Origin of the sequence: Caballeronia sp. LZ032 (genome assembly GCF_031451315.1) — a bacterium.
Lineage (GTDB): Bacteria > Pseudomonadota > Gammaproteobacteria > Burkholderiales > Burkholderiaceae > Caballeronia.
This window is the reverse complement of sequence record NZ_JARUXP010000001.1, coordinates 3,095,492-3,119,337: the sequence shown is the minus strand read 5'-3', so window position 1 is coordinate 3,119,337 and position 23,846 is coordinate 3,095,492. Positions and strand designations below refer to the sequence as shown.

General features: G+C 64.3%; 22 protein-coding genes and 2 riboswitches. Of the genes, 17 read left to right on the top strand and 5 right to left on the bottom strand.

Going from position 1 to position 23,846, the window contains the following annotated elements; all coding sequences use genetic code 11:
- The first annotated feature begins 151 nt into the window (after positions 1-151).
- The 8 genes from QCE69_RS14660 to QCE69_RS14625 all read left to right on the top strand — a co-directional run bounded on the left by QCE69_RS14660 (position 152) and on the right by QCE69_RS14625 (position 9,997).
- Entirely contained in the window at positions 152-943 is a 792-nt protein-coding gene (locus tag QCE69_RS14660; protein ID WP_309931321.1) for a hypothetical protein, read from the top strand.
- Between the two features lie 20 nt (positions 944-963).
- A complete protein-coding gene (locus tag QCE69_RS14655; RefSeq protein WP_309931320.1) occupies positions 964-1,332 on the top strand; it encodes a hypothetical protein in 369 nt (122 codons plus the stop codon).
- Between the two features lie 124 nt (positions 1,333-1,456).
- A riboswitch (glycine riboswitch) is annotated at positions 1,457-1,560 on the top strand.
- A gap of 8 nt (positions 1,561-1,568) precedes the next feature.
- A riboswitch (glycine riboswitch) is annotated at positions 1,569-1,701 on the top strand.
- A 113-nt stretch (positions 1,702-1,814) separates the two neighbouring features.
- The gene (gene gcvT, locus QCE69_RS14650) at positions 1,815-2,939 is read left to right on the top strand and encodes a glycine cleavage system aminomethyltransferase GcvT (RefSeq protein ID WP_309931318.1); all 1,125 of its coding nucleotides are present in this window, start codon (positions 1,815-1,817) and stop codon (positions 2,937-2,939) included.
- Between the two features lie 87 nt (positions 2,940-3,026).
- Complete coding sequence (gcvH, locus tag QCE69_RS14645) at positions 3,027-3,407, top strand: glycine cleavage system protein GcvH (RefSeq protein ID WP_309810807.1); 381 nt, start codon at positions 3,027-3,029, stop codon at positions 3,405-3,407.
- A 60-nt stretch (positions 3,408-3,467) separates the two neighbouring features.
- A complete protein-coding gene (gene gcvP, locus QCE69_RS14640; protein WP_309931317.1) occupies positions 3,468-6,395 on the top strand; it encodes an aminomethyl-transferring glycine dehydrogenase in 2,928 nt (975 codons plus the stop codon).
- Between the two features lie 115 nt (positions 6,396-6,510).
- A complete protein-coding gene (locus QCE69_RS14635; protein WP_404987334.1) occupies positions 6,511-7,617 on the top strand; it encodes an alginate lyase family protein in 1,107 nt (368 codons plus the stop codon).
- 19 nt (positions 7,618-7,636) lie between these two features.
- Positions 7,637-9,025, top strand: a complete 1,389-nt coding sequence (locus tag QCE69_RS14630; RefSeq protein ID WP_309919179.1) for an L-serine ammonia-lyase — start codon at positions 7,637-7,639, stop codon at positions 9,023-9,025.
- Positions 9,026-9,112: 87 nt separating this feature from the next.
- Positions 9,113-9,997 (top strand): hypothetical protein, encoded by an 885-nt coding sequence (locus QCE69_RS14625; protein ID WP_309931316.1) that lies wholly within the window; start codon positions 9,113-9,115, stop codon positions 9,995-9,997.
- On the opposite strand, the gene flhA is transcribed toward QCE69_RS14625, so the two are convergent.
- From flhA to flgA, 5 genes are all read right to left on the bottom strand, one after another.
- The gene (gene flhA / locus QCE69_RS14620; RefSeq protein ID WP_309919173.1) at positions 9,998-12,103 is read right to left on the bottom strand and encodes a flagellar biosynthesis protein FlhA; all 2,106 of its coding nucleotides are present in this window, start codon (positions 12,101-12,103) and stop codon (positions 9,998-10,000) included.
- On the bottom strand, positions 12,100-13,308 hold the full coding sequence (gene flhB, locus QCE69_RS14615) for a flagellar biosynthesis protein FlhB (protein WP_309810790.1): 1,209 nt from the start codon (positions 13,306-13,308) through the stop codon (positions 12,100-12,102). Before flhB ends, flhA begins: the two co-directional genes overlap by 4 nt.
- Before the next feature lie 206 nt (positions 13,309-13,514).
- Positions 13,515-13,949, bottom strand: coding sequence for a flagellar protein FlgN (locus QCE69_RS14610; protein ID WP_309931315.1), 435 nt, complete (start codon positions 13,947-13,949; stop codon positions 13,515-13,517).
- A 112-nt stretch (positions 13,950-14,061) separates the two neighbouring features.
- Positions 14,062-14,388, bottom strand: coding sequence for a flagellar biosynthesis anti-sigma factor FlgM (gene flgM / locus QCE69_RS14605; protein WP_404987363.1), 327 nt, complete (start codon positions 14,386-14,388; stop codon positions 14,062-14,064).
- 190 nt (positions 14,389-14,578) lie between these two features.
- Complete coding sequence (gene flgA / locus QCE69_RS14600) at positions 14,579-15,868, bottom strand: flagellar basal body P-ring formation chaperone FlgA (protein ID WP_309931314.1); 1,290 nt, start codon at positions 15,866-15,868, stop codon at positions 14,579-14,581.
- 265 nt (positions 15,869-16,133) lie between these two features.
- On the opposite strand from flgA, the gene flgB reads away from it, so the two are divergent.
- The 9 genes from flgB to flgJ all read left to right on the top strand — a co-directional run bounded on the left by flgB (position 16,134) and on the right by flgJ (position 23,697).
- Positions 16,134-16,613 (top strand): flagellar basal body rod protein FlgB, encoded by a 480-nt coding sequence (gene flgB, locus QCE69_RS14595; RefSeq protein WP_309931312.1) that lies wholly within the window; start codon positions 16,134-16,136, stop codon positions 16,611-16,613.
- Between the two features lie 19 nt (positions 16,614-16,632).
- The gene (gene flgC / locus QCE69_RS14590) at positions 16,633-17,058 is read left to right on the top strand and encodes a flagellar basal body rod protein FlgC (protein ID WP_035499295.1); all 426 of its coding nucleotides are present in this window, start codon (positions 16,633-16,635) and stop codon (positions 17,056-17,058) included.
- A 23-nt stretch (positions 17,059-17,081) separates the two neighbouring features.
- A complete protein-coding gene (locus QCE69_RS14585; protein ID WP_309919158.1) occupies positions 17,082-17,807 on the top strand; it encodes a flagellar hook assembly protein FlgD in 726 nt (241 codons plus the stop codon).
- A 43-nt stretch (positions 17,808-17,850) separates the two neighbouring features.
- Positions 17,851-19,104 (top strand): flagellar hook protein FlgE, encoded by a 1,254-nt coding sequence (gene flgE / locus QCE69_RS14580; protein WP_309919155.1) that lies wholly within the window; start codon positions 17,851-17,853, stop codon positions 19,102-19,104.
- A gap of 33 nt (positions 19,105-19,137) precedes the next feature.
- Positions 19,138-19,890 (top strand): flagellar basal-body rod protein FlgF, encoded by a 753-nt coding sequence (flgF, locus tag QCE69_RS14575; protein ID WP_309810772.1) that lies wholly within the window; start codon positions 19,138-19,140, stop codon positions 19,888-19,890.
- 35 nt (positions 19,891-19,925) lie between these two features.
- Positions 19,926-20,714, top strand: a complete 789-nt coding sequence (flgG, locus tag QCE69_RS14570) for a flagellar basal-body rod protein FlgG (protein WP_309919153.1) — start codon at positions 19,926-19,928, stop codon at positions 20,712-20,714.
- A 76-nt stretch (positions 20,715-20,790) separates the two neighbouring features.
- A complete protein-coding gene (locus QCE69_RS14565) occupies positions 20,791-21,498 on the top strand; it encodes a flagellar basal body L-ring protein FlgH (RefSeq protein ID WP_309931310.1) in 708 nt (235 codons plus the stop codon).
- 2 nt (positions 21,499-21,500) lie between these two features.
- On the top strand, positions 21,501-22,628 hold the full coding sequence (locus QCE69_RS14560; RefSeq protein WP_309919147.1) for a flagellar basal body P-ring protein FlgI: 1,128 nt from the start codon (positions 21,501-21,503) through the stop codon (positions 22,626-22,628).
- 49 nt (positions 22,629-22,677) lie between these two features.
- On the top strand, positions 22,678-23,697 hold the full coding sequence (flgJ, locus tag QCE69_RS14555; protein ID WP_309931308.1) for a flagellar assembly peptidoglycan hydrolase FlgJ: 1,020 nt from the start codon (positions 22,678-22,680) through the stop codon (positions 23,695-23,697).
- The last annotated feature ends 149 nt before the right edge of the window (positions 23,698-23,846 follow it).

Sequence of the window (23,846 nt, the reverse complement as noted above, 5' to 3'; positions counted from 1 at the left end):
AGGCGTGAAACGCGGGGCATTGCAGCCTGCTTCGCGCCTTTCGTGTATTCCGGCAGGCGTTATTTCTGATTTTTTTCGAGATAGCGGTTTGGTTCGATTGCGCTGCTAGTATCAGCGCAGATCATGAATCGGAAATCCGGAGCAGTCGTCCTTGAATCTTCCAAAACTCGCCACGACGGAATGGCTCAGCGAAGTGATCGACATGACGATCACGACGAATGGCAATGCTTTCCGGATAAGGCGTATTGAGCGAGATGCCCAAGCGCTTCTTGAAAGGGGTGCGCAGCAGCGGGAAATGTGCTGGCTGATTCTGGCATTTGCCGCATTTCTGCGCGGCGACCGGAGCCAGTGCATACGGTGTATCGAAGCCGCTCAGGCACTCGCGAAACACGATGTGATGATTCTGGGCAATGCGGCCTCGCTCTTGAACAATGTCGGCATGCCGCGTCTCGCTGTCAATTATGCGCGCCGGGTAGTCGCGAACGCAGGCGATGACGCTCGGTTCAAGGTGAATGCTGCGCGTGTGCTTTTCGGAGCATTGCATTTCGAAGATGCGGCAAGGATCGTTCTTGCTCAGGAAAATCACAGCGCACTCACTGAAGTCGATGCATTTTTTGTATCCATCGAGGGAATTGTCGAGCGGCTTCAGAAAAGTAATGTCGGCATCGAGCTACGCCTGGCTCTGTTGGAATCGGCCATCACGGCCATCTGCGAGGAAGACTGTGTCATAAGACAAACCACCGTCGTGGTTTATCCGGACCATTCCATGCGATACGAGCTCTTCGTCGATCAATCCGCAAGCCGTTGCGCCAGCGTGAATTGCGCGATAGCGGACACGTTGACCGAACGCTTCGAGAACGCTCATCCTGAAGCCATCACTTTCGCGTGCCGCCCATTTGCGTCCTATATACCGGCAGGTTTGTCCATCGAGGTTGAACGGTGAGTATCGAAGTCGATGATCTATTGACGCTGGCGGAACAGTTGTCGGCGGGCAGTCACGAATGTGAATGGCGCGCGGGCGCCTCGCGCGCTTATTACGCCGCCTACCACAAGGCGCTCGTCGTGGCGGATCATTGCCTGCCCCCCAATCCGCAGCTTTGTGGTGAGCACGTCAAGCTCACTGAGCGACTCAAGGCAGGCGGCATGAAAGGACGATCGCTGGCCTATTCACTGATCGATCTCAAGCGCGTGAGGACCGACGCGGACTATCGGCTCGCTGAATCGTTCACACAGTCTCAGGCCACGGACCTTCTGGCAAATTGCCGTGCGTTTGTCCCTCGGGCAGACGCTTTCCGGGCGCACGTCGAACGCGACCACGCCGCCTTTTCCTGATCGGCAGCGGCGCCTGCGTCGCCCCAACGGCCGAGCGCCATCCTGATGCGCCCCCAAATGTCCGCCCCCACCCATTCCGCCCCCGGATCAGTTTGACAACCCCAATTCGGTCGCGTAAATTCTGCCGCACGCGTCGGGAGAGCGCGTGGCCGCTGCTCAGGCAGTGTCGCCGCGCCGCCGAAGGGGCATACCCGCAAACTCTCAGGCAAAAGGACCGACTGCGTCGAGGAATCATTTCCTCGCACTCTGGAGAGCGGCAGCGGCTTCTATAGCGAAGCCAGTTGCCCACCGAAGGGGCGCGCGATGAACCGCAGCACGACCGTGCACGGTTCGCGCAATCTCTCAGGTACCGAGGACAGAGGGGTCACGCATCGCAATCGTCGCGGCATAAGCCTTGCGCGCTGTTCGACAGCACGAAAGGCTCATCCGGCAGGCGAATAGTGCGCTGCGTGGCCTTTTTTGTTTCGCGAACCGAGGCCCCGATGACCGACCTTCAACACACGCCCCTGCACGCCGCCCATCTCGCGCTGAACGCGCGCATGGTCGATTTCGGCGGCTGGGACATGCCCGTCAACTACGGTTCGCAGATCGACGAGCATCGCGCCATCCGCACCGATGCCGGCATGTTCGACGTCTCCCACATGCGCGTCGTCGATTTCGAGGGCGAAGCCGTCCGCGACTTCTTCAAGTACGCCCTCGCCAACAACGTCGACAAACTCACGACACCCGGCCGCGCACTCTATTCCTGCCTGCTCAACGGCGACGGCGGCGTCATCGACGACCTGATCGTCTATTACTTCTCCGAGACGAGCTTTCGCGTCGTCGTGAATGCGAGCACCGCCGAGAAGGACATCGCCTGGTTCGGGCAATTGAACGCCGCAGGCGAGTTCAACCTCTCCATCACGCCGCGCCGCGATCTGGCGATCATCGCCGTGCAGGGTCCGAACGCCCGCGAAAAAGTCTGGCACGTGCTGCCTGATGCCCGCGCACAAACCGAATCGATCAAGCCGTTCAACGCGGTCCGCTTTCCGTCGACGGCATTCGGCGAAGTCATGCTCGCGCGCACCGGCTATACCGGTGAAGACGGTTTCGAGATCGTCGTGCCCGCGACGCACGTCGAAGCCCTGTGGAACGCGCTGCGCGATGCCGGCGTGAAGCCCGCCGGGCTCGGCGCGCGCGACACGTTGCGCCTGGAAGCCGGCATGAATCTCTACGGCCAGGACATGGACGACACCGTCTCGCCGCTCGACGCCGGCCTCGCCTGGACGGTCGATCTCAAAAGCGAGCGCGACTTCGTCGGCCGCAGCGCGCTGGAAGCAAACGGCGCGCAGGCGAACTTCGTCGGACTGGTGCTGACGAAGGAGAACGGCCGCGCGGCCGGCGTGCTGCGCGCCCACCAGAAAGTGCTGTCGCAGCACGGTGAAGGCGAGATCACGAGCGGCACGTTTTCGCCGTCGATGCAGGAGTCGATCGCGTTTGCGCGCGTGCCCGCCGCCGTTGCCGCCGGCGACACGGTGCAGGTCGTGATTCGTGACAAGCAAGTCCCGGCGCGCGTGGTAAAACTTCCGTTCGTGCGCAACGGCAAGGTCCTCGTGGATCTGTCCTGAGGCAAGTGCATCAGACAAGGCATCAAGCCGCTGCGCCCGTTTCCTCCGATCAAGAACCTCACGAACGCATCACGCAAGGAGCATCCAATGAGCATCCCGGCCGATCTGAAATACACCGAATCGCACGAATGGGTCCGCACCGAGTCCGACGGCACCTTGACCGTCGGCATCACCGATCACGCGCAGGAAGCGCTCGGCGACATCGTGTTCGTCGAACTGCCGGCAGCCGGCAAGAGCGTCGCGGCGGGCGATGCCATTGCGGTCATCGAATCGGTGAAGGCCGCCTCCGACATCTACGCGCCGGTGTCGGGCGAGATCGTCGCCTCGAACGACGCGCTGGCTGCCGCGCCGGACCAGGTCAACGGCGCGCCGTACGAAAGCTGGCTCTTCAAGATCAAGCCGTCCAGCAATGACGGTCTCGACAAGCTGCTCGACGCCGCGGGCTACGGCCAGTCGATCGGCGAATAACTTTCTCACTTGGACGAAGGCGGTTTTCCTCGAGGAAAGCCGCTTCTCGCAGGAATTCTCATGAAGCTCGAACACCCGGATCGCCTGATGAACCGCACCTCCCTGTCACTCGCCGCGCTCGAACGCCACGACGCGTTTGCGGAACGGCACATCGGCCCCGATGAAGCAGATCAGCGCGCGATGCTCGACGCGCTTGGCTTCGCCTCGCGCGCGGCCTTCATCGACGCGGTGATTCCTGAATCGATCCGCCGCAAGGAAACGTTGCCGCTCGGCGCGTTCACGCAGCCGAAAAGCGAGGCGGAAGCGCTCGCGTCGCTGCGCAAGCTGGCGGACGAGAATCTGGTGTTCCGGACTTACATCGGCCAGGGTTACTACGGCACGCACACGCCGGGCGTGATCCTGCGCAACGTGCTCGAAAACCCGGCGTGGTACACGGCCTATACGCCGTATCAGCCGGAAATCTCGCAAGGCCGTCTCGAGGCGCTGCTCAACTTCCAGCAGATGGTGATGGACCTGACCGGCCTTGCGATGGCGAACGCATCGCTGCTCGACGAAGCCACCGCCGCCGCGGAAGCCATGACGCTGCTGCAACGCGTGGGCAAGCCGAAGTCGAACGTGTTCTATGTCGCCGACGACGTCCTGCCGCAGACCATCGAAGTGGTGAAGACGCGCGCGAAGCCGGCGGGCATCGAAGTGAAGGTCGGTCCCGCCGCGGACGCCGCGAGTGCGAATGCCTTCGGCGTGCTGCTCCAGTATCCGGGCGCGAACGGCGACGTGCACGACTACCGCGCGCTCGCCGAAGCGATTCACGCCGCGGGCGGTCATGTGATCGCGGCGGCGGATCTGCTCGCGCTGACGCTCATCACGCCGCCGGGCGAGTGGGGCGCGGACGTGGCCATCGGCAATACGCAGCGCTTCGGCGTGCCGGTCGGCTTCGGCGGCCCGCATGCCGCCTTCATGGCGGTGCGCGACGAATTCAAGCGCCAGATGCCGGGCCGTCTTGTAGGCGTGACCGTCGACGCGCAGGGCAATTCCGCGCTGCGTCTCGCGCTGCAGACGCGCGAACAGCATATCCGCCGCGAGAAAGCGACCTCGAACGTGTGCACGGCGCAGGCGCTGCTCGCGATCATGGCGAGCATGTACGCGGTTTATCACGGCCCGCAGGGTCTCCGGACGATCGCGCAACGGGTGAACCGGGTCGCGTCCATCCTCGCGGGCGGTCTGCGCAAGCTGGGCTATACGCTGGCCAATGAATCCTTCTTCGACACGCTGACGATCGAAAGCGGCGCCAGCACGACCGCGCTGCATCAGGCCGCCTACGCCGCGCACGTCAATCTGCGCCGCGTGAGCGCGACGCGCGTAGGCGTGTCGCTCGACGAAACCACGACGCGCGACGACCTGCTGAAGCTGTTCGCGCTGTTTGCGGAAGTCGCGGGCAAGACCGAAACGTTCGACATCGACGCGCTCGACGAAGCTGCGTCCGTTTCACTGCCGGCCGAACTGCAGCGCACGAGCGACTACCTGACGCACCCGGTCTTCAATCGTCACCATTCCGAGCATGAAATGCTGCGCTATCTGCGCAGCCTCGCGGACAAGGATCTCGCGCTCGACCGCACGATGATCCCGCTCGGCTCCTGCACGATGAAGCTCAACGCCACGTCGGAAATGCTGCCGGTCACGTGGCCCGAGTTTGCGCAGATTCATCCGTTCGCGCCTGCCGAACAGACGGTCGGCTATCGCACGATGATCGATCAGCTGGAACAGATGCTGGTTGCATGCACGGGCTACGCGGCGGTGTCCTTGCAGCCGAACGCCGGCTCGCAGGGCGAGTACGCCGGCCTGTTGATCATTCATGCGTATCACGAGTCGCGCGGCGAAGGTCATCGCAATGTGTGCCTGATCCCGGCATCGGCGCACGGCACGAATCCGGCGTCGGCGCAAATGGCCGGCATGCAGGTCGTCGTGGTGGCGTGCGATGCGAACGGCAACGTCGATATCGACGATCTGAAGGCGAAGGCCGAAAAGCATTCGGCGAATCTCGCGGCGATCATGATCACGTATCCGTCGACCCACGGCGTGTTCGAGCGCAATGTGCGGGAAATCTGCGACATCGTGCACGCGCACGGCGGCCAGGTGTACGTGGACGGCGCCAACATGAACGCGATGGTCGGCCTGTGCGCGCCCGGCCAGTTCGGCGGCGACGTCTCGCACCTGAACCTGCACAAGACCTTCTGCATTCCGCACGGCGGCGGCGGACCGGGCGTGGGTCCGGTCGCGGTCGGCGCACATCTGGCCAAGTTCCTGCCCAATCAGGTCTCGACCGGCTACCAGCGCGACGAAGCGGGCATCGGCGCTGTGTCGTCGGCGCCGTATGGCTCGGCTGCCATCCTGCCGATCTCCTGGATGTACATCGCGATGATGGGCGCGCAAGGCCTGACGGCCGCCACCGAAAGCGCGATCCTCGCGGCCAACTATGTCGCGAAGCGCCTCGCGCCGCACTATCCGGTGCTGTACAGCGGCGCGGGCGGGCTCGTCGCGCACGAGTGCATTCTCGACGTGCGTCCGATCAAGGAATCCAGCGGCATCTCGGTGGAAGACGTGGCCAAGCGCCTGATCGACTACGGTTTCCACGCGCCGACCATGAGCTTCCCGGTCCCCGGCACGCTGATGGTGGAGCCGACCGAATCCGAATCGAAGGAAGAGCTCGACCGCTTCATCGACGCGATGATCGCCATTCGTGAAGAGATTCGCGCCGTCGAGGAAGGCCGCGCCGATCGCGACGACAACGTGCTGAAACACGCGCCGCACACCGCCGCAGTCGTCACGGCGGACGCGTGGGACCACAAGTACACGCGCGAGGCGGCAGCGTATCCGCTCAAGTCGCTGGTGACGCGCAAGTATTGGTCGCCAGTGGGCCGCGCGGACAACGCCTATGGCGACCGCAACCTGATGTGTTCATGCGTACCGATTTCGGATTACGCTGAATGAGTACGGCCTAGAGCCGGCGAGCCGCCCGAATGGTCAAGCATTGTCGGGCGGTTTTGCGGTGCGCGTCAGAACGGCTAACATCACACCCCGGACCCAAGCCAATCAAGGAGTACGCATGGCGCCGAAGGTGCGAGAGGTGAACGAAGGCCGTTTCAGGCCACGCGAACGGCTGGCTGTGCTGTGCGCGCTGACGCTGGCCGCGCCGGCTGCGCATGCGGCGATGAACTTCTGCGCCGCGCCCGCGATGCAGACGAGCGAGCGCACCAATGCCGATCCCGGCGTGCGGGCGCTCGTGAAGATGGTTCAGTCACACGTCAACGACCAGCCGAAGGCGCGCGCGAAGCTGCACACCGAGGGCACGTTGCCGCACGAGGGCATTCGCGACGAGAGCATCGAGGCCGAGAAGGACTTAAGCCTGATGCGCGACGCGGCGCTCGCCTGGCGCGCCACCGGCGACGAGCGGTACCTGCGTCTGGTGGACCGTTTCCTGTTCGCGTGGACCACCACGTATCAGCCGAGCTTCAACCCGATCGACGAGACCAACTTCGAGTCGCTGATCCTCGCCTACGACCTGACGGCGAGCGCGCTGCCGGTCAAGACGCGCAATGCCGCGAACGCCTTCATCACGAAGCTCGTGACCGGTTACATCAACGACATCGACAAGCAGCCGCGTCCGCTGACCGGCACGTATCGCAACAACTGGCAGAGTCATCGCGTGAAACTGGTGGCGATGGGCGCGTTCACCATCGACGACCGCAAGCTCATCAACGCGGCGCAGCGGCTGTTCGTCGAGCATATCGGCGACAACATCGCGCCGGATGGCTCGACGGTCGATTTCGCCGAACGCGATGCGCTTCACTACGTGACCTACGACCTTCAGCCGCTCGTCACGGCGGCGCTGGCCGCGCGCCGCCACAACCGCAACTGGCTGCCGGAACGCGCGCAGTCGGGGGCGACGCTCGCTGTCGCGCTCAACTGGCTCACGCCGTATGCGCTCGGCACGAAGACGCACGAGGAATTCGTGCGTTCGACCGTCCCTTTCGACGCCAAGCGCCGCGAGGCCGGTTTGCCGGGCTTCTCGGGTCCGTGGGATCCTAAAAACGCGGCAGAACTCTTTCATCTGGCGGCGCGTCTCGACGGCCGCTACGCGCCGGTGGCGCTGCGGCTCGCGCCGACGCCGCCCGCGTGGCTCGCGGTGTGTCTGCCGCTGCCGGCGCGCTAACTCTCACGCAGGAGCAGTCATGGCAGTCAGCGTATTCGACCTCTTCAAGATCGGCATCGGACCGTCGAGCTCGCACACGGTCGGTCCGATGCGCGCGGCCTTGTTGTTCGCCCAGGGGCTCGAGCGCGACGCGCTGCTGGACGCGGTGGCGTCGGTGAAATGCGAGCTGTACGGCTCGCTCGGCGCGACCGGCAAGGGCCATGGCACCGATCGCGGCGTGATGCTGGGCCTGATGGGCGACGCGCCCGATACCGTCGATGCCGGCACGATTTCGGCGCGTCTCGACCAGGTGCGCGCGTCGAAGACACTGGCGCTGCTCGGCCATCACAAGCTGCCCTTCACGATCAGGGAGAACATCGCGTTCTACCGGCAGGCACTGCCCGAGCATCCGAACGGCATGAAGCTGTACGCGTTCGATGCAAGCGGCGCGTTGCTGCGCGAGGCCACCTATCTGTCGGTGGGCGGCGGTTTCGTGGTGACGGCGGGCGCGGCGAATACCGCGGTGCTGACGGCGCACGAGCAATTGCCGTTTCCGTTCCAGACCGGCGACGAATTGATGAGGATGTGCGTTGAGTCGGGGCACTCCATCGCCCGGCTGATGTGGGAAAACGAATGCGTCTGGCGCAGCGAGGACGAGATCCGCGCGGGCCTGCTGCGCATCTGGGACGTGATGCAGGATTGCGTCGCGCGGGGCTGCGGCATCGGCAATCCCGAAGCCGAAGGGCATCTGCCCGGACCGTTCCAGGTGAAGCGCCGCGCGCCGCAGTTGTACAAGGCGCTGGCGAGCAAGCCGGAGCTGGCGCTGCGCGATCCGCTGTCGATGATCGACTGGATCAACCTCTATGCGATCGCGGTGAACGAGGAAAACGCGATAGGCGGACGCGTCGTGACCGCGCCAACGAATGGCGCAGCCGGCATCATCCCGGCCGTGCTGCACTATTACGACCGCTTCGTGCCTGGCTCCAACCCGCAGGGCATCATCGACTTCCTGCTGACGGCCGGGGCTATCGGCATCCTTTACAAGATGAACGCGTCGATTTCGGGCGCGGAAGTGGGCTGCCAGGGCGAAGTGGGCGTGGCGTGTTCGATGGCGGCGGGCGGCCTCGCGGCCGTGCTCGGCGGCACGCCCGCGCAGGTGGAGAACGCAGCGGAAATCGGCATGGAGCACAACCTCGGGCTTACCTGCGACCCGGTGGGCGGCATGGTGCAGATTCCCTGCATCGAACGCAACGCCATGGGCTCGGTGAAGGCCGTCAACGCGGCGCGCATGGCGATGCGCGGCGACGGTTCGCACTATGTCTCGCTCGATTCGGTGATCAAGACCATGCGCGAAACCGGCGCCGACATGAAGACCAAGTACAAGGAAACGTCGCGCGGCGGGCTTGCGGTGAATATTGTCGAGTGTTGAGGCCCGGCGCAAGCTGGCCGTTCGGTGGATGTTTGAATCCGCCTCAGTTGCTTAGCATGACGTCATAACTGGCATGCGGAGTAAACAATGCTTGACGTCACACGTGGCAACATCGAAAACAAACTGTGCATTCTCAGCGTTCGCTATCAAGGCTATGATGCTATCGCGCATGAGATAGATCTGAATCAGCTGGGAGAATCGATTCAAGGCTTCGCGCGCGTCATTTCGCTATGTGCGAGCGTGCTCGCGACGGGTAGACTGCCCTTTCACTTCGATGCACTCGATGTCAGTGTCGTCTCGCTCCCGGTAGACGAGCATCATTGTTTCGAAGTCCTGGCAATGGTGAAAAGCATGGCAACGAGCAAGGAACTGTGGTCTGGTGCGTTTGGCGCTGTGCTTGCCGCCGTGATTCAGTACGTTCTATCCCGACGCGATCAAGGCAATATGAAATACCTGAATGAAGCATTGCAACGGTCGATGCAGAGCAACGAACTCAACATGACCAGACTGGCCACGACGGTCGACAAGATGATGGCCTCCATCGACAAGCTCACCGACATCCTGCAACCCGCCGCGCGTCAGGCGCTGAGTCCTATCGAGCGCTCATGCGAGCGCATCGACCTCCACCTGGATGGCGCGTGTTTCATGAGCCTGAATCGCACGCACAAGCGGACATTTGCACACGCGGGACGCAAGCTCTCGGAGCATCTCGAGACTTATGTCGGCGTGATTTCGCAGTTCGACATGACCACCGGCGCGTGCCGGGTCACGCTCGAAGGAGGCAGTGCGCGGCTTCCCGCCATCGTGGTCGATCCCGCGTTCAACCGCCCTAAGAATCGCTACGTCGAGGCCATGGCTTCCCGCCATTCCATCTGCTTCCTTGCGAAAGCGGATCTGGATGACGAGGGCCATCCGCTCAGACTGTATATCTCGGACACGTCGGCGCAGGAGCGCAGATTCACCGTCGTCTGATTACGCGCCAATCAGGTTGACCACCTTCACGTTGCGCGTATCGGGCACTTCGGCATAGGACAGCACCTTCAGCTGCGGCAGGCTGCGGCGCAGGAAGCGCGCAAGCATCGCGCGCAGCGAATGTTGCACCAGCAGCACCGGCGGCAGTCCGAGGTTCTGCTGACGCATCATCGCGTTCTGGGTCGAGTTCATCAGCGTCTGCGCGAGTCCGGGCTCCAGTCCCGGATTCGTGCCGGTGGACAACGCCTGCGACAACACGCGCTCCAGCGTCGGATCGAGTCCCATCACCTGGAGGTCGTCGTTGCCGGGATACCATTGCTGCGAGATTGCGCGGCCCAGCGCTAGACGCACCGCGGCCGTCAGGTCGTGAGCGTCGGAAAGCTTCGGAGCGTGTTCCTGAAGCGCGTCGAGAATGGTGCGCATGTCGCGGATCGGCACGCTTTCGTCGAGCAGATTCTGCAGCACCTTTTGCAGCGTCGTCAGCGAAATCACCTTCGGCACGAGGTCTTCCGTGAGCGACGGCGTGTCCTTGCCGATGCGCTCCAGCAGCGCCTGCACTTCCTGGCGTCCGAGCAATTCGGCCGCGTGCGTGACCACCAGATGATTCAGGTGCGTCGCGACCACCGTGCTCGCGTCCACCACCGTGTAGCCGTACACCTGAGCCTGCTCGCGCAGATTGGTGTCGATCCACACCGCCGGCAGGCCGAACGCCGGGTCCTGCGTCTGGGCGCCGGGCAGTGCAGCCGAAACCTGGCCGGGGTTGATTGCGAGCCACTGTCCCGGGAACGCTTCGCCCACGCCCACTTCCACGCCCTTCAGCGCAATGCGGTAGCCGTTCGGGCGCAGTTCGAGATTGTCGCGAATATGAATGACCGGCGGCAGAAAGCCGATTTCCTGCGCGAACTTCTTGCGGATGCCCTTGATGCGCTTGAGCAGTTCGCCATCGGCGTTCTTGTCGACGAGCGGAATCAGGCGATAGCCCACTTCCAGGCCGAGCGGGTCGATGAGCGCGACATCTTCCCAGCTGGCTTCCGCATTCTCGGCCGAGGTGGCCGCCGCGCTTGCAGCGAGCGGTGTGACATCGGTGACGGCGCTTTTCTTCTTCGCTTCGGCGCGCTTGTTCATCGAGCGCGCGGCATAGATCAGGCCGCCGCCGAGCAGCATGAACGCGAAGTGCGGCATGCCGGGGATCAGGCCCATGATGCCGATGATCACGCCCGTAATCATCAGCACGCGGGGATTCTGGAACAACTGTCCCGTCAGCTGGGTGCCGATGTCTTCCTCGGTCGCAACGCGCGACACGATCACGCCAGCCGCCGTCGAAATGATGAGCGACGGAATCTGCGCGACGAGGCCGTCGCCGATGGTCAGCAGTGTGTAGTTGGTCGCCGCGTGGCTGAAGTCCATGTCGTGCTGGAGCATGCCGACAATCAGTCCGCCGACGACGTTGATCACCATGATCAGCAAGCCCGCGATGGCGTCGCCGCGCACGAACTTGCTCGCGCCGTCCATGGAACCGTAGAACTCGGCTTCCTGCGCCACGCCCTGGCGGCGCTTCTTCGCGGTTTCCTCGTTGATGAGGCCGGCGTTCAGGTCGGCGTCGATGGCCATCTGCTTGCCGGGCATGGCATCGAGCGTGAAGCGCGCGCCCACTTCGGCGATCCGGCCCGCGCCCTTCGTGATCACCATGAAGTTGATGATCATCAGAATCACGAAGACGACGATACCCACCGCGAAGTTGCCGCCCACCAGGAAGTGACCGAACGACTCGATCACCTGGCCGGCCGCATCCGGACCGGTGTGGCCTTCCAGCAGCACGATACGCGTCGACGCGACATTCAGCGACAGGCGCAGCAAGGTGGAGAACAGCAGCACGCTCGGGAACGCCGCGAAGTCGAGCGGCTTTTGGGTGTACATGCTGACGAGCAGCACCATCACCGCGAGCGCGATGTTGAAGGTGAACAGCAGATCCAGCAGGAACGCCGGCAAGGGCAGGATCATCATGCCCAGGATCATGCAGATCAGGATCGGGCCGGCGAGGGCTCGAAGGTTCTGCGTGCCCAGCGCGTCAGGCCGTTTGGCGAAAAATCCAGCGCGCGCGTTCATGCGGCGGCTCCATTGTCAGGGTTGTCGCCGGTCAGGGCTTCTTCAGCTTCCTGATCGGCGTCGGCGTCGGAAACGCCGCCTTTGTCGAGTTCCTTCGGTACGTCGAGATCGGACGGCTGGTCCGGCTTGATACCGCCGTCTTCCTTGTAGCGCTTCAGCTGGTAGACCCACGCCAGCACCTGCGCCACCGCGCCATACAGCGCGCCCGGAATCTCGCGATTGATCTCGACGTTGTGATACAGCGCACGCGCCAGCGGCGGCGCTTCGAGCAGCGGCACGTTGTTTTCGCGGCCCAGTTCGCGGATGCGCGCGGCCACGAGATTCACGCCCTTCGCGACGACCTTCGGTGCGCGCATCTCGCCGTCCGTGTACTTCAGCGCGACCGCGAAGTGAGTCGGGTTCGTCACGATCACGTCGGCGGTGGGAATCGCCTGCATCATCCGGCGACGCGCGGCCGCACGCTGCTGCTGACGAATCTTGCCCTTGATGTGCGGGTCGCCTTCGTTCTCCTTGTGCTCGCGCTTCACTTCTTCCTTGCTCATGCGCAGCTTCTTGGCGTGCGAGTACAGCTGGTACGGAACGTCCACGGCCGCGACCAGAAACAATCCGCCGATCGCCATGCCGCAACACACGAAGATGAGGTGCATGGCATCGGCGAGCGCGAGACTGAGCGGCTTGGTCAGAAGGTCGAGCACTTCGGCGCGGCGGCTCCAGATTGCCGAGCCCGCCATGCCGCCGACCACGACCGTTTTCAGGATCGCCATGCCCAGCTGCACCGGGCCCTGCGAAGAGAAGATCTTGCCGAGCCCGCTTACCGGATTGAGGCGGCCGAAATTCGGCGCGAGCGGCTTGGTGGTGAGCAGCCAGCCGCCGAGCGCCATCGGCGCGGCCAGCGCGGCGAAGCACGTGAGCAGCAGGACCGGCAGCACGGCCAGCATGCCTTCCTTGCCGGCGTTCGCGGCCCCGATCATCATCTGGCGCGTGTCGAGCACGGTGGCATGATCGAACGTGAAAGCACCCCGCAACACCGACTGCAAATGCCCGCTGATCGGGCCGGACAAGCCCCAGACCCCGAAAAAGCCCGCCGCCAGCAGCGCAAAGGAAGCGAGTTCACGAGAACGCGCAACCTGGCCTTCCTCCCGCGCCTTTTCCAGGCGCTTGGGAGTGGCTGATTCGGTTTTTTCGAGATCGCTTTCTTCTGCCACCGGGCCTTGCTCCGTTCCGTGTCCAATCCGTGCGAGCGGCACGAAGCCGCTTTTCGATGTCAGGGATTATTGCGGAAGGCGTCGAGCGGCCATCGGAGGATAAGGCCGGGGAAAAGGGGGTTATTCGCTAGATGAAAGCGCGGAAACGAAAGCGGCGCGTGTCCCGCATGAGACACGCGCCGTTCTGAAGGCTACCAATGTCCGGATCAGGCGCCCGGCACGCGGCCGTCCGGGCCGTAGAACCCGGCCCGCGACGGCGCAACCTGCATCGCGGCGAGCGCCTTGCGGTTGTATTCCATGCGCGTGCGGATCAGCACGCCGTTATTGTTGTTGCCTTGTTTCGCGCGACGGGCGGCGGCGGTGAGCAGCGCCCATTGCTCGGCAATCGCGGCATCGCCGGCGGCGGCGGCTTCCATGCCGATGAAACCGGCCGGAAAGCCCAATGCATTCAGATGTTCGTCGCGCGTCTTTTCGAGATTGGAGATGCGTTCGGTGAGCGCGGTCTTGTTCTCGATGATGCCGGGAAGCGCCGGAAGCGGCTGCGCGGCGATCAGCGCTTTTTCCTCGTCGGCGAGGAGGGATTCGAAGGCCTGAACAGCAGCGACTTCTTCGGTGATGGTGGCAAGCAGGGCGTCTCTCATTGCGGCTCGCTGGATACGCTGAAAAGCGGGTTTTAAAAAGCCGCCCGGTCCGCGAACGCCGCCGCCACGACGCGCCTGTCCATCCATGACAGGCGAGTCGAGCTCACTGCGTTCAGCCGCCGGTCGGCGGGGTTCTCGTTTGCAGCAGATCGCGCGCCGTGCTCAGAATGCCGTCGGCGATCTTGGCCGGGTCCATCGTCAGGCTGCCGTCGCGGATCGCGGCCTTGATCGACTCGACTTTCGCCGTATCGATGTCCGAGCCGTTCGATGCGCGCAGGTCCGTCGACAAGGACGACAAGCTCACTTTCGAATTCGTTGCCGGGTTTGCGCCCGCTTGTTGCACGGTGCTCGCGGCACCTTTGGCGTCGTTCTGCGACGCGCGCTGCAGGGTGTCTTGAAGGCCTGCCAGAGTGGTGTTGCTATTCGATTCGATTTTCACGATGTCCATTCCCGAACGTGTTGAGTCCTTTATCGGTCAGGGTGCCCGAAAACTTGACCCTGCCTCAGGAGCGCCAGCTGGTGTTCGCCGTGCTCATCGCCCGGAAACCCTTATGCAGCGGGCATCGACGCGAATTGCAACAAAATGAAACATACGTGGGGGACCGAACACATCATGCAAACCGCCCTCTTCAGAGGGACACTTCCACCGTCTGGCTGTCCTTCACGACGCCGGTGATGATCTGGCCACCGGCAGTTTTCACCCGTACTTGCTGGCCGGGCGCCGCGTTGTTCATCGCGGTGCCGTCGGCGGAAATGGAAAAGCCGGCGCCGCCCGTGACCACATGCACGGTCTGTCCGATCGACACCGAACTCGCGGCGCGCAGCATGTCGGTGCGCAGCGGCAAACCCGCCGGCACGCGCGACAGCGCCACTGCGCCGACAGCTTGCGCCGGATCGGTGACGATGGCCTGCGGCATCGCGGTGAGGTCGCCGTCGCGGGCGATCAGATCGGCGTTGGTCAGCACTTCGCCGGGCGCGATCGCACGCGCGGCCAGATAGTAAGTGGCGTTGACCGACACGCGCGCCTGGACATACAGCGTCCACGGCCGTTCGCCGACGCAGCGCACGCCGACCGTCATGCGGCCCCAGAGGCGCGCGCCGGTCGGCATGAACGGATCGAGCGACGAGCACGCGGCCAGGCCGCGCGGAAACACCGGCGTGACCGTGATGTCGACCTTGCCGGGCAAGCCGGCTGCCTGTTGCTGGAGGAAGTTCAGCGCGGCCGCGCGAATCGACTCGCCGTCCTGCATCGTGGCGGGCGCGCCGGGCGCGGGCGGAAGCGTCGCTGCCGCGGGTGCCGCTGCGGCGGCAGGCTTGAAGCTGACGCGCTGCATCGGCGAAGCGGCTGCCCCTGCGACGGGCGTCGCCACGCCGGCCGCAACCGGTCGCGGATTGACGGCTCGGCCAGCCGCGGCGTCATCGCGCGTGACGACTACCGGCATCACGTCGCGCGAGGCGGCTACAGCGGGCGCCTTGGCAAGCGCCGGAGCCGCGACGCGCGTCGCAACGGGAGCGGCGGCGGCCGCCGGCTTCGCTTCGCCCGGGCCGGGAATCACGATCATGCCGGCGTCGTTCATTGAATCATCGGCGGCGTCGGCGTGGGCTTCCAGTTCGAGCGCGGCGTTGCGCATCGCGGCGTCGGCGGCGCGAGTCGCTGCGCGATAACCGCTGGCGCTCAAGGGCGCGGGCGTCGAAACCCGCGCGGCAGGCGCCAGGTTCTTCGCCATGTCGGCGGCCGCGGCGGGATTGGTCTCGGCATTGCCGGGAATGACGATCATGCCGTCGCTTTGCTGCGCGGATGCGCCCGCCGCGACGGCCATCAGCAGCAAGACGCCCGCCAGCCCGCACAGCGTGCGGCGCGTGAACGTCGCTGCGGCGCGAGCCGTAGGGTTCGATGCACGCTTGGCGGACCTGCTCATCCCTTCTCTCCCTGACGCCGCGCACTGAACGCGGCATTGCCTGAATAAATCGAGCCGCGCACTGCACGGCAACTGCCTGGAACCGGACGGGAAGCACAGCACGCCCGCCATCGGCCACGAAACGCATTCTAGATATCGGCGGGCGCGTGCAAGCGTCGAATAGAGGCCGCGTTTCCCGGTTATTCATCGGATTAGTTCTTGTGCGCCGCTCCTAAGATGCGTGTCATGCAAAAAGGCCTCAGCGCTGCCGACAGGAGAAACCGGAATGCTAGACAGACTCGACAAGGAATTCGCCTTCGGCCGTGAAGCGCTCGACGTGCGCGCGTACCGGCAGGAATTGCTGTCGTCGAACATTGCCAACGCCGACACCCCCGGCTACAAGGCGCGCGACGTCGAATTCTCGAGCGCGCTCGCGGGCGCGCTGAAGCAGAACGGCACGGCGTCGAACAGCTCGACGCTGAAGATGGCGCAGCCCGTCAGCCTCAGCTCGAGCGCGTCGCTGGCCGTGACTTCGCAAGGCCACATGAGCGGCACGTCGACGCTCGCCGCATCCGGCGGCTCGACGGACGACTACGGCAAGCTCGCCTACCGCGTGCCGAGCCAGCCTTCGCTGGACGGCAACACCGTGGACCTCGACGCCGAGCGCGTGCAGTTCGCCGACAATGCGCTGCACTTCGAAGCCGGCATGACGGTGCTGTCGTCGCAGATCAAGTCGATGCTGTCGGCGATCACGTCGAACAGCTGAGCACGACAGGAGAAAGACCATGCCCTCTTTGATGAACATCTTCAACGTCGCCGGCTCGGCGATGTCCGCCCAGGCGCAGCGCCTGAACGTCACCGCGTCGAACCTCGCCAACGCGGACAGCACGACCGGCCCGGACGGCCAGCCGTACAAGGCGAAGCAGGTCGTGTTCGCGGTCGATCCGCTCGGCGGCGCGCGCACCGCGTCGGGCCAGCAGGTCGGCGGCGTGCAGGTGACCGGCGTGATCGACGATCCGAGCCCGATGAAGACCAGCTACGACCCCAGCAACCCCGCGGCCAACGCGGACGGCTATGTGACGCTGCCCAACGTCGACCCCGTGCAGGAAATGGTCAACATGATTTCCGCGTCGCGTTCCTACCAGGCGAACGTCGAAACGCTCAACACCGCCAAACAATTGATGCTCAAGACCCTGACCATCGGAACCTGATACAGACATCCAAGGAACGCAACGTGACGACCAGCACAACCATCGGCAGCAACGGCACCACGGTGTCGCAGACGCTGCTCGACACCATGAACGGCGCGTCGTCGAGTTCGTCGACGTCTTCGTCGACCTCGGCGACCGGCGCGCAATCGGCGTCGGACCTGCAGAACACCTTCCTCACGCTGCTCGTGACGCAGTTGAAGAACCAGGACCCCACCAATCCCGCCGACAGCTCGCAGATGACCTCGCAGCTCGCACAGATCAATACGGTGACGGGCATCGGCCAGTTGAATACGTCGCTGTCGTCGCTTGCCGCGCAGCTGTCGGCTGGCCAGCAGACGCAGGCCGCGCTGCTGATCGGTTCCAACGTGCTGTCCTCCGGCAGCGACGTGACGGTGGCGAGCGGCAAGTCGTCGAGCTTCGGCGTGCAGCTGGCGAACGATGTGAGCGACCTGCAGATCGTCGTGAAGAACGCCTCGGGCCAGATCGTCAACACGCTCGACCTCGGCGCGCAGGGCGCGGGCGTCGTGCCGGTGACGGGCTGGACGCCGGTCGATTCGAAGGGCGCCACGCTCGCCGACGGCTCCTACACGATCACCGCGCAAGGCACGATCAACGGCCAGCAGGCCACGGCCACGACGCTGTCGGCCGCGCAGGTCCAGAGCGTCGTGCAGATGTCCGGCGGCGCGCCGGGCCTCAAGCTTTCGAACGGTTCCACCGTGGCGCTCTCGAGCGTCGCCTCGATTCTTTAAATTCAATTTTTAGGACGAGCGCGAACTCGTCACGGAGAAACACATGAGCTATCAACAGGCACTGAGCGGTCTGGGCGCCGCATCGAGCGACCTCGACGTCATCGGCAACAACATCGCCAACTCGAACACGGTCGGCTTCAAGCAGGGCTCGGCGCAGTTCGCCGACATGTACGCCAACTCGATGGCCACGGCCGTCAGCAACCAGATCGGTATCGGCACGCGTCTGGCGGAAGTGCAGCAGCAGTTCTCGCAAGGCACGATCACGACGACCAACCAGGCACTCGATGTCGCCATCAACGGCAACGGTTTCTATCAGCTGTCGAACAACGGCTCGGTGGTGTACTCGCGCAACGGCGTGTTCCACCTCGATGACAGCGGCAAGATCGTCAACTCGGCGGGCCTGCAACTGATGGGCTATGCGGCGGATTCGTCCGGCGTGGTCAACAGCGCGAGCACGGTTCCCCTGTCGGTGCCGACGGCGAACATCCAGCCGACCGCGACGAAGAGCATCACGGCCGCGTTCAACCTGAACTCGCAGGACACGAACCAGACGCTCAACTTCGATCCGACCAACGGCAACACCTACAACGAATCGACTTCGGTGGATGTGTACGACACGCTGGGCGGCACGCAGAAAGTGTCCGTGTACTTCACGAAGACCCAGACCGGCACGTGGGAAGCCTATGCGGGCTACGGCGACCCTGTCTCGCAGACAACGGATCTCGGCGCAGTGTCGTTCGATTCCACCGGCACGTTGACCGGCACGGCTGCGAACACCGCAGGCGGCGTAACCTCGGCCAACAAGGGGCAGTTCACCTTCACGATCCCCAACGGCGCGGATCCGACCGGCAACAGCACGCAGACCCTGACGCTCGACCTGACCGGCACGACCCAGTACGGCGCCAAGAGCGGCATCACGAATCTGCACCAGGACGGCAACAGCACGGGCGAACTGACGGGCTTCACGGTCGGCACCGACGGCATGCTGACGGGCAACTATTCGAACGGTGAAACCAAGGCCCTCGGCCAGATCGCCATCGCCAACTTCAACAACCAGAACGGCCTGCAAAACCTGGGCGGCAACGTGTACGCGCAGACGGCCGCGTCGGGCGCGGCGCAAATCGCCGTGCCCGGCTCGACCAACCACGGCACGCTGCAGGGCGGCGCGGTGGAGAACTCCAACGTGGACCTGACGAGCGAGCTCGTGAACCTGATCACCGCGCAGCGCAACTATCAGGCGAACGCGCAGACGATCAAGACGCAGCAGACCGTCGACCAGACGCTGATCAACCTGTAAGCAGCGCACGCATAGGCTCGAAGGAAGCGATTCATGGACCGTCTGATCTACACCGCGATGACCGGCGCCAGCCAGGCGCTCGAACAACAGGCCGTCGTGGCGAACAACCTCGCGAACACGTCGACCACGGGTTTCAAGGCGCAACTCGCTGCGTTCCGCCAGGTGCCGATGTCGTTCGAGAACCAGTCCGCCGACGGCTCGACGCGCACCTTCGTGCTGTCGTCGACGCCCACCGCGGACTACTCGGCGGGGCCGGTCCAGCAGACCGGCAATCCGCTGGATGTCGCGATCCAGGGCCAGGGCTGGCTGTCCGTGCAGGCGGCGGACGGCAGCGAGGCCTACACGCGCGCGGGCAACCTGCACGTGGATCAGAACGGCCAGCTCGTCAACGCGAGCAACCTGCCGGTGATCGGCAACAGCGGTCCGCTGTCGATCCCGCCGGGCGCCGAAGTGACAATCGGTCATGACGGCACGATCTCGGCGCTGATTCCGGGCGACCCGCCGACGGCGATCGCGGTGGTGGATCAGCTGAAGCTCGTCAATCCCGATCCGGCGACGCTCACGCGCGGCGACGACGGGCTCTTCCGCACCGCGACCGGCGATCCCGCCGACGCGGACCCGAATGTCGTCGTGGCCGGCGGCGCGCTCGAGGGCAGCAACGTGAACCCCGTCTCCGCGATGGTCTCGATGATCACCAACGCCCGGCAATTCCAGATGCAGACGAAGCTGATGGAATCGGCCGACCAGAACGAACAGTCGGCCAACAAGCTGCTCAACTTCAGCTAAGCGGCGCACGCCAGCACCACAGGACACGAAAGAACATGAATCGCTCTCTCTACATCGCCGCGACCGGCATGAATGCGCAGCAGGCGCAGATGGACACCATCTCGAACAACCTCGCCAACGTGAGCACGAACGGCTTCAAAGGTTCGCGCGCGGTGTTCGAGGACCTGCTGTACCAGACCACCCGCCAGCCGGGCGCGAATTCGACGCAACAGACCGAGCTGGCCTCGGGCGTGCAGCTTGGCACCGGCGTGCAGCAGATCGCGACGGAACGGCTGTACACGCAGGGCAACCTGCAGCAGACCGGCAACTCGAAGGACGTCGCGATCAACGGCCAGGGCTTCTTCCAGGTGACGATGCCCGACGGCACGACCGCCTACACGCGCGACGGCTCGTTCCAGACGAATGCGCAGGGCCAGCTGGTCACGTCGAGCGGCTATCAGGTGAATCCGGCGATCACGATTCCGCAGAACGCGACGTCGATCACGATCGGTTCGGACGGCACGGTGTCGATCACGCAGTCGGGCACGTCGGCCAGCACGACGGTCGGCGCGATCCAGCTCGCGACCTTCATCAATCCGGCCGGCCTCGAAGCGCGCGGTGAAAACCTGTTCTCTGAGACGGGCAGCTCGGGCGCGCCGAACGTGTCACAACCGGGCCTGAACGGCGCGGGCTCGTTGCAGCAAGGCTATGTGGAAGCGTCGAACGTCAACGTGGTGCAGGAACTGGTGAACATGATCCAGACCCAGCGCGCGTACGAAATCAACAGCAAGGCCGTGACCACGTCCGACCAGATGTTGCAGACGCTCTCGCAAATGCAGGTTTAACCCCTTTATTCGACGGATGAGAATCGGAAAGATGACGTCACACTGACGCATCTTTCGCTTCATACGAGTTATCACGATGTCGTCACTTCACCTCATCGCGCGCGCTTCGCTCCATGCCTCGCGCCTCGCCACGGTTGCCGCCTTCGGCGCGGCGCTCGGCGCATGCGGCCTCGTGCCGAAAGAGCCGATCATCCAGCAGCCGATGACCGCGCGTCCGCCGCAGCCGCCCACCGGCACGCGTTCGCCCGGCGCGATCTACAACGCCGGCTATGCAGGCCGCCCGCTGTTCGAAGACCAGCGGCCGCGCAACATGGGCGACATCCTGACCATCGTGATCTCGGAAAACGTCAACGCGACAAAGTCCTCGGCGGCGAACACCAACCGCGGCAGCAATGCGGCCTTCGCCGTGCCGACCACGCCGGGCATCTTCGGCGGCCTGTTCAACAACACGACGCTCTCGGCCACCGGCGCCAACAAGTTCACCGCAACGGGCGGCGCCAGCGCGGCCAACACGTTCAGCGGCACGCTGACCGTGACCGTCACGGAAGTCCTGCCCAACGGCAACCTGATGGTGAGCGGCGAGAAGCAGATGCTCATCAACCAGGGCAACGAATTCGTGCGCTTCTCGGGCGTCGTTAACCCGACGACCATCTCGGGCAGCAACACCGTCTACTCCACGCAAGTCGCCGACGCGAAGATCGAATACTCGGCGAAGGGTTACATCGACGAAGCGGAGAACATGGGCTGGCTCCAACGCTTCTTCCTCAACGTCGCGCCGTTCTGATCATGAATCCGCTTCTTCGTTTCATCTCGTTCTCGCTCGCCGCAGCCGTCGTTGCGCTCGGCGCCGTGCCGCACGCGCATGCCGAACGTCTCAAGGACCTCGTCTCGTTCCAGGGCGTGCGCGACAACCCGCTGATCGGCTATGGTCTTGTCGTCGGCCTCGACGGCACCGGCGACCAGACCATGCAGACGCCGTTCACGACGCAGTCGCTCACCAACATGCTCGGCAACCTGGGCATCACGGTGAACTCGGCCACCACGCAGAACATGCAGTTGAAGAACGTCGCCGCCGTGATGGTGACCGCGACGCTGCCGCCGTTCGCGCGCCCCGGCGAAGCGATCGACGTCACGGTGTCCTCGCTCGGCAATGCCAAGAGCCTGCGCGGCGGCACCTTGCTGATGTCGCCGCTGAAGGGCGCCGATGGCCAGGTATATGCGATGGCGCAGGGCAACCTCGTCGTCGGCGGCGCAGGCGCGAGCGCGAACGGCAGCAAGGTCCAGGTGAACCAGTTGGCGGTGGGCCGCATTTCGGCGGGTGCGATCGTCGAGCGGGCGGTGCCTTCGGCATTGCAGCAGCAGGGCGGCGTCATGCAGATGGAACTGCGTGAAATGGACTTCGACACGACGCAGCGCATCGTCGCTGCGGTCAACAACCTGTTCGGCGCGGGCACGGCGCTCGCGCTCGACGGCCGCACCATCCAGTTGCGCGCGCCGCAGGACCCGAGCCAGCAAGTGTCCTTCATGGCGCAGTTGCAGAACATCGACGTGCATCCGGCGCAGGCCGCCGCGAAGGTGATCCTGAACGCGCGCACCGGCTCCATCGTCATGAACCAGATGGTCACGCTGCAGAACTGCGCCGTGGCGCACGGCAATCTGTCGGTCGTCATCAACACGAAGACGGCAGTGAGCCAGCCGAATGCCTTCTCGAACGGGCAGACGGTGGCGGCGAAGGAGTCGTCGATCCAGCTCAAGCAGGACAGCGGCGCGCTCAAGATGCTGAACGCAGGCGCGAATCTCGCCGAAGTCGTCAAGGCGCTCAACGCGCTCGGCGCGACGCCGGCCGACCTCATCTCGATCCTTCAATCGATGAAGGCCGCCGGCGCCTTGCGCGCCGACCTCGAAATCATCTAAAAACGTATAAGAACTTATGAACGCGAACCCGAACGGAATCGCCAGCGGCATGCTGGCATCGACCGATACGAGCGGCGGACTCTCGAATCTCTCGAACCGTTTCGCGCTCGACACGCAAGGTTTCGACGCATTGCGCGCGCAGGCCGGCGCGAATCCGCAGCAGGGACTCAAGGAAGCAGCGAAGCAGTTCGACGCCGTCTTCACGCAGATGATGCTGAAGAGCATGCGCGATGCGACGCCTTCCGACAGCCCGTTCGAATCGAACGATACGAAGTCGTTCACGTCGATGCTCGACCAGCAGCTTTCGCAGCAGATGTCGTCGAAGGGCATTGGCGTCGCGGACATGATGCTCAAGCAGCTCATGCGCAATTCCGGCACGCAGACCGGCGCGAACGCCGCGGGCGGCGCCGGCGCGGCAGGCTCCATGAACGCGATGCAGGCGCTCGGCGGCATGTCGGGCGGCGGCGATCTCGATGCCAACGCGGGCAATCTCGCGGCCATGAACGCCATGGCGAAGGCGTATGCGGCGGCGCAAGCCAACAAGAACAGCACGCTCGCCGGCCGCGGCTACTCGGCGGCGGATTCGCTCGAACCGCCCGCGCGCGGCAACGGTTCGGACAAGGTCAATGCGTTCGTCGACCGTCTGGCTGCGCCGGCGCAGGCCGCGAGCGCGGCGACGGGCATTCCGGCGCGCTTCATCATCGGTCAGGCGGCGCTGGAATCCGGCTGGGGCAAGCGCGAGATCAAGGCCGCCGACGGCTCGACGAGTCACAACATCTTCGGCATCAAGGCGACGAAGGACTGGACCGGCAAGACGGTCAATGCCGTCACGACCGAATACGTGAACGGCCGGCCGCAGAAGGTCGTGGAGAAGTTCCGCGCCTACGATTCATACGAGCACGCGCTAACCGACTACGCCAGCGTCATCAGCACCAACCCGCGTTACGCGCCGGTGATCCAGGCGTCCCGCGACGTGGCCGGCTTCGCGCACGGCATGCAGAAGGCGGGTTACGCGACCGATCCGCAATACGCGAAGAAACTCATCTCGATCATGCGACAGATCGTCTGACGCAACAGGGCACGGCTTCGCGCTCAATCACCCGATGGTTGCGGCCGCCTTCTTGCTGGGAAGGCGGCGTTTGCCGTATACATCCTGGCGAGATGCAATTGTTCGGCCTTGGGGCGACGGCAAACGTTTTACGTTCGAAGGGACGGCGC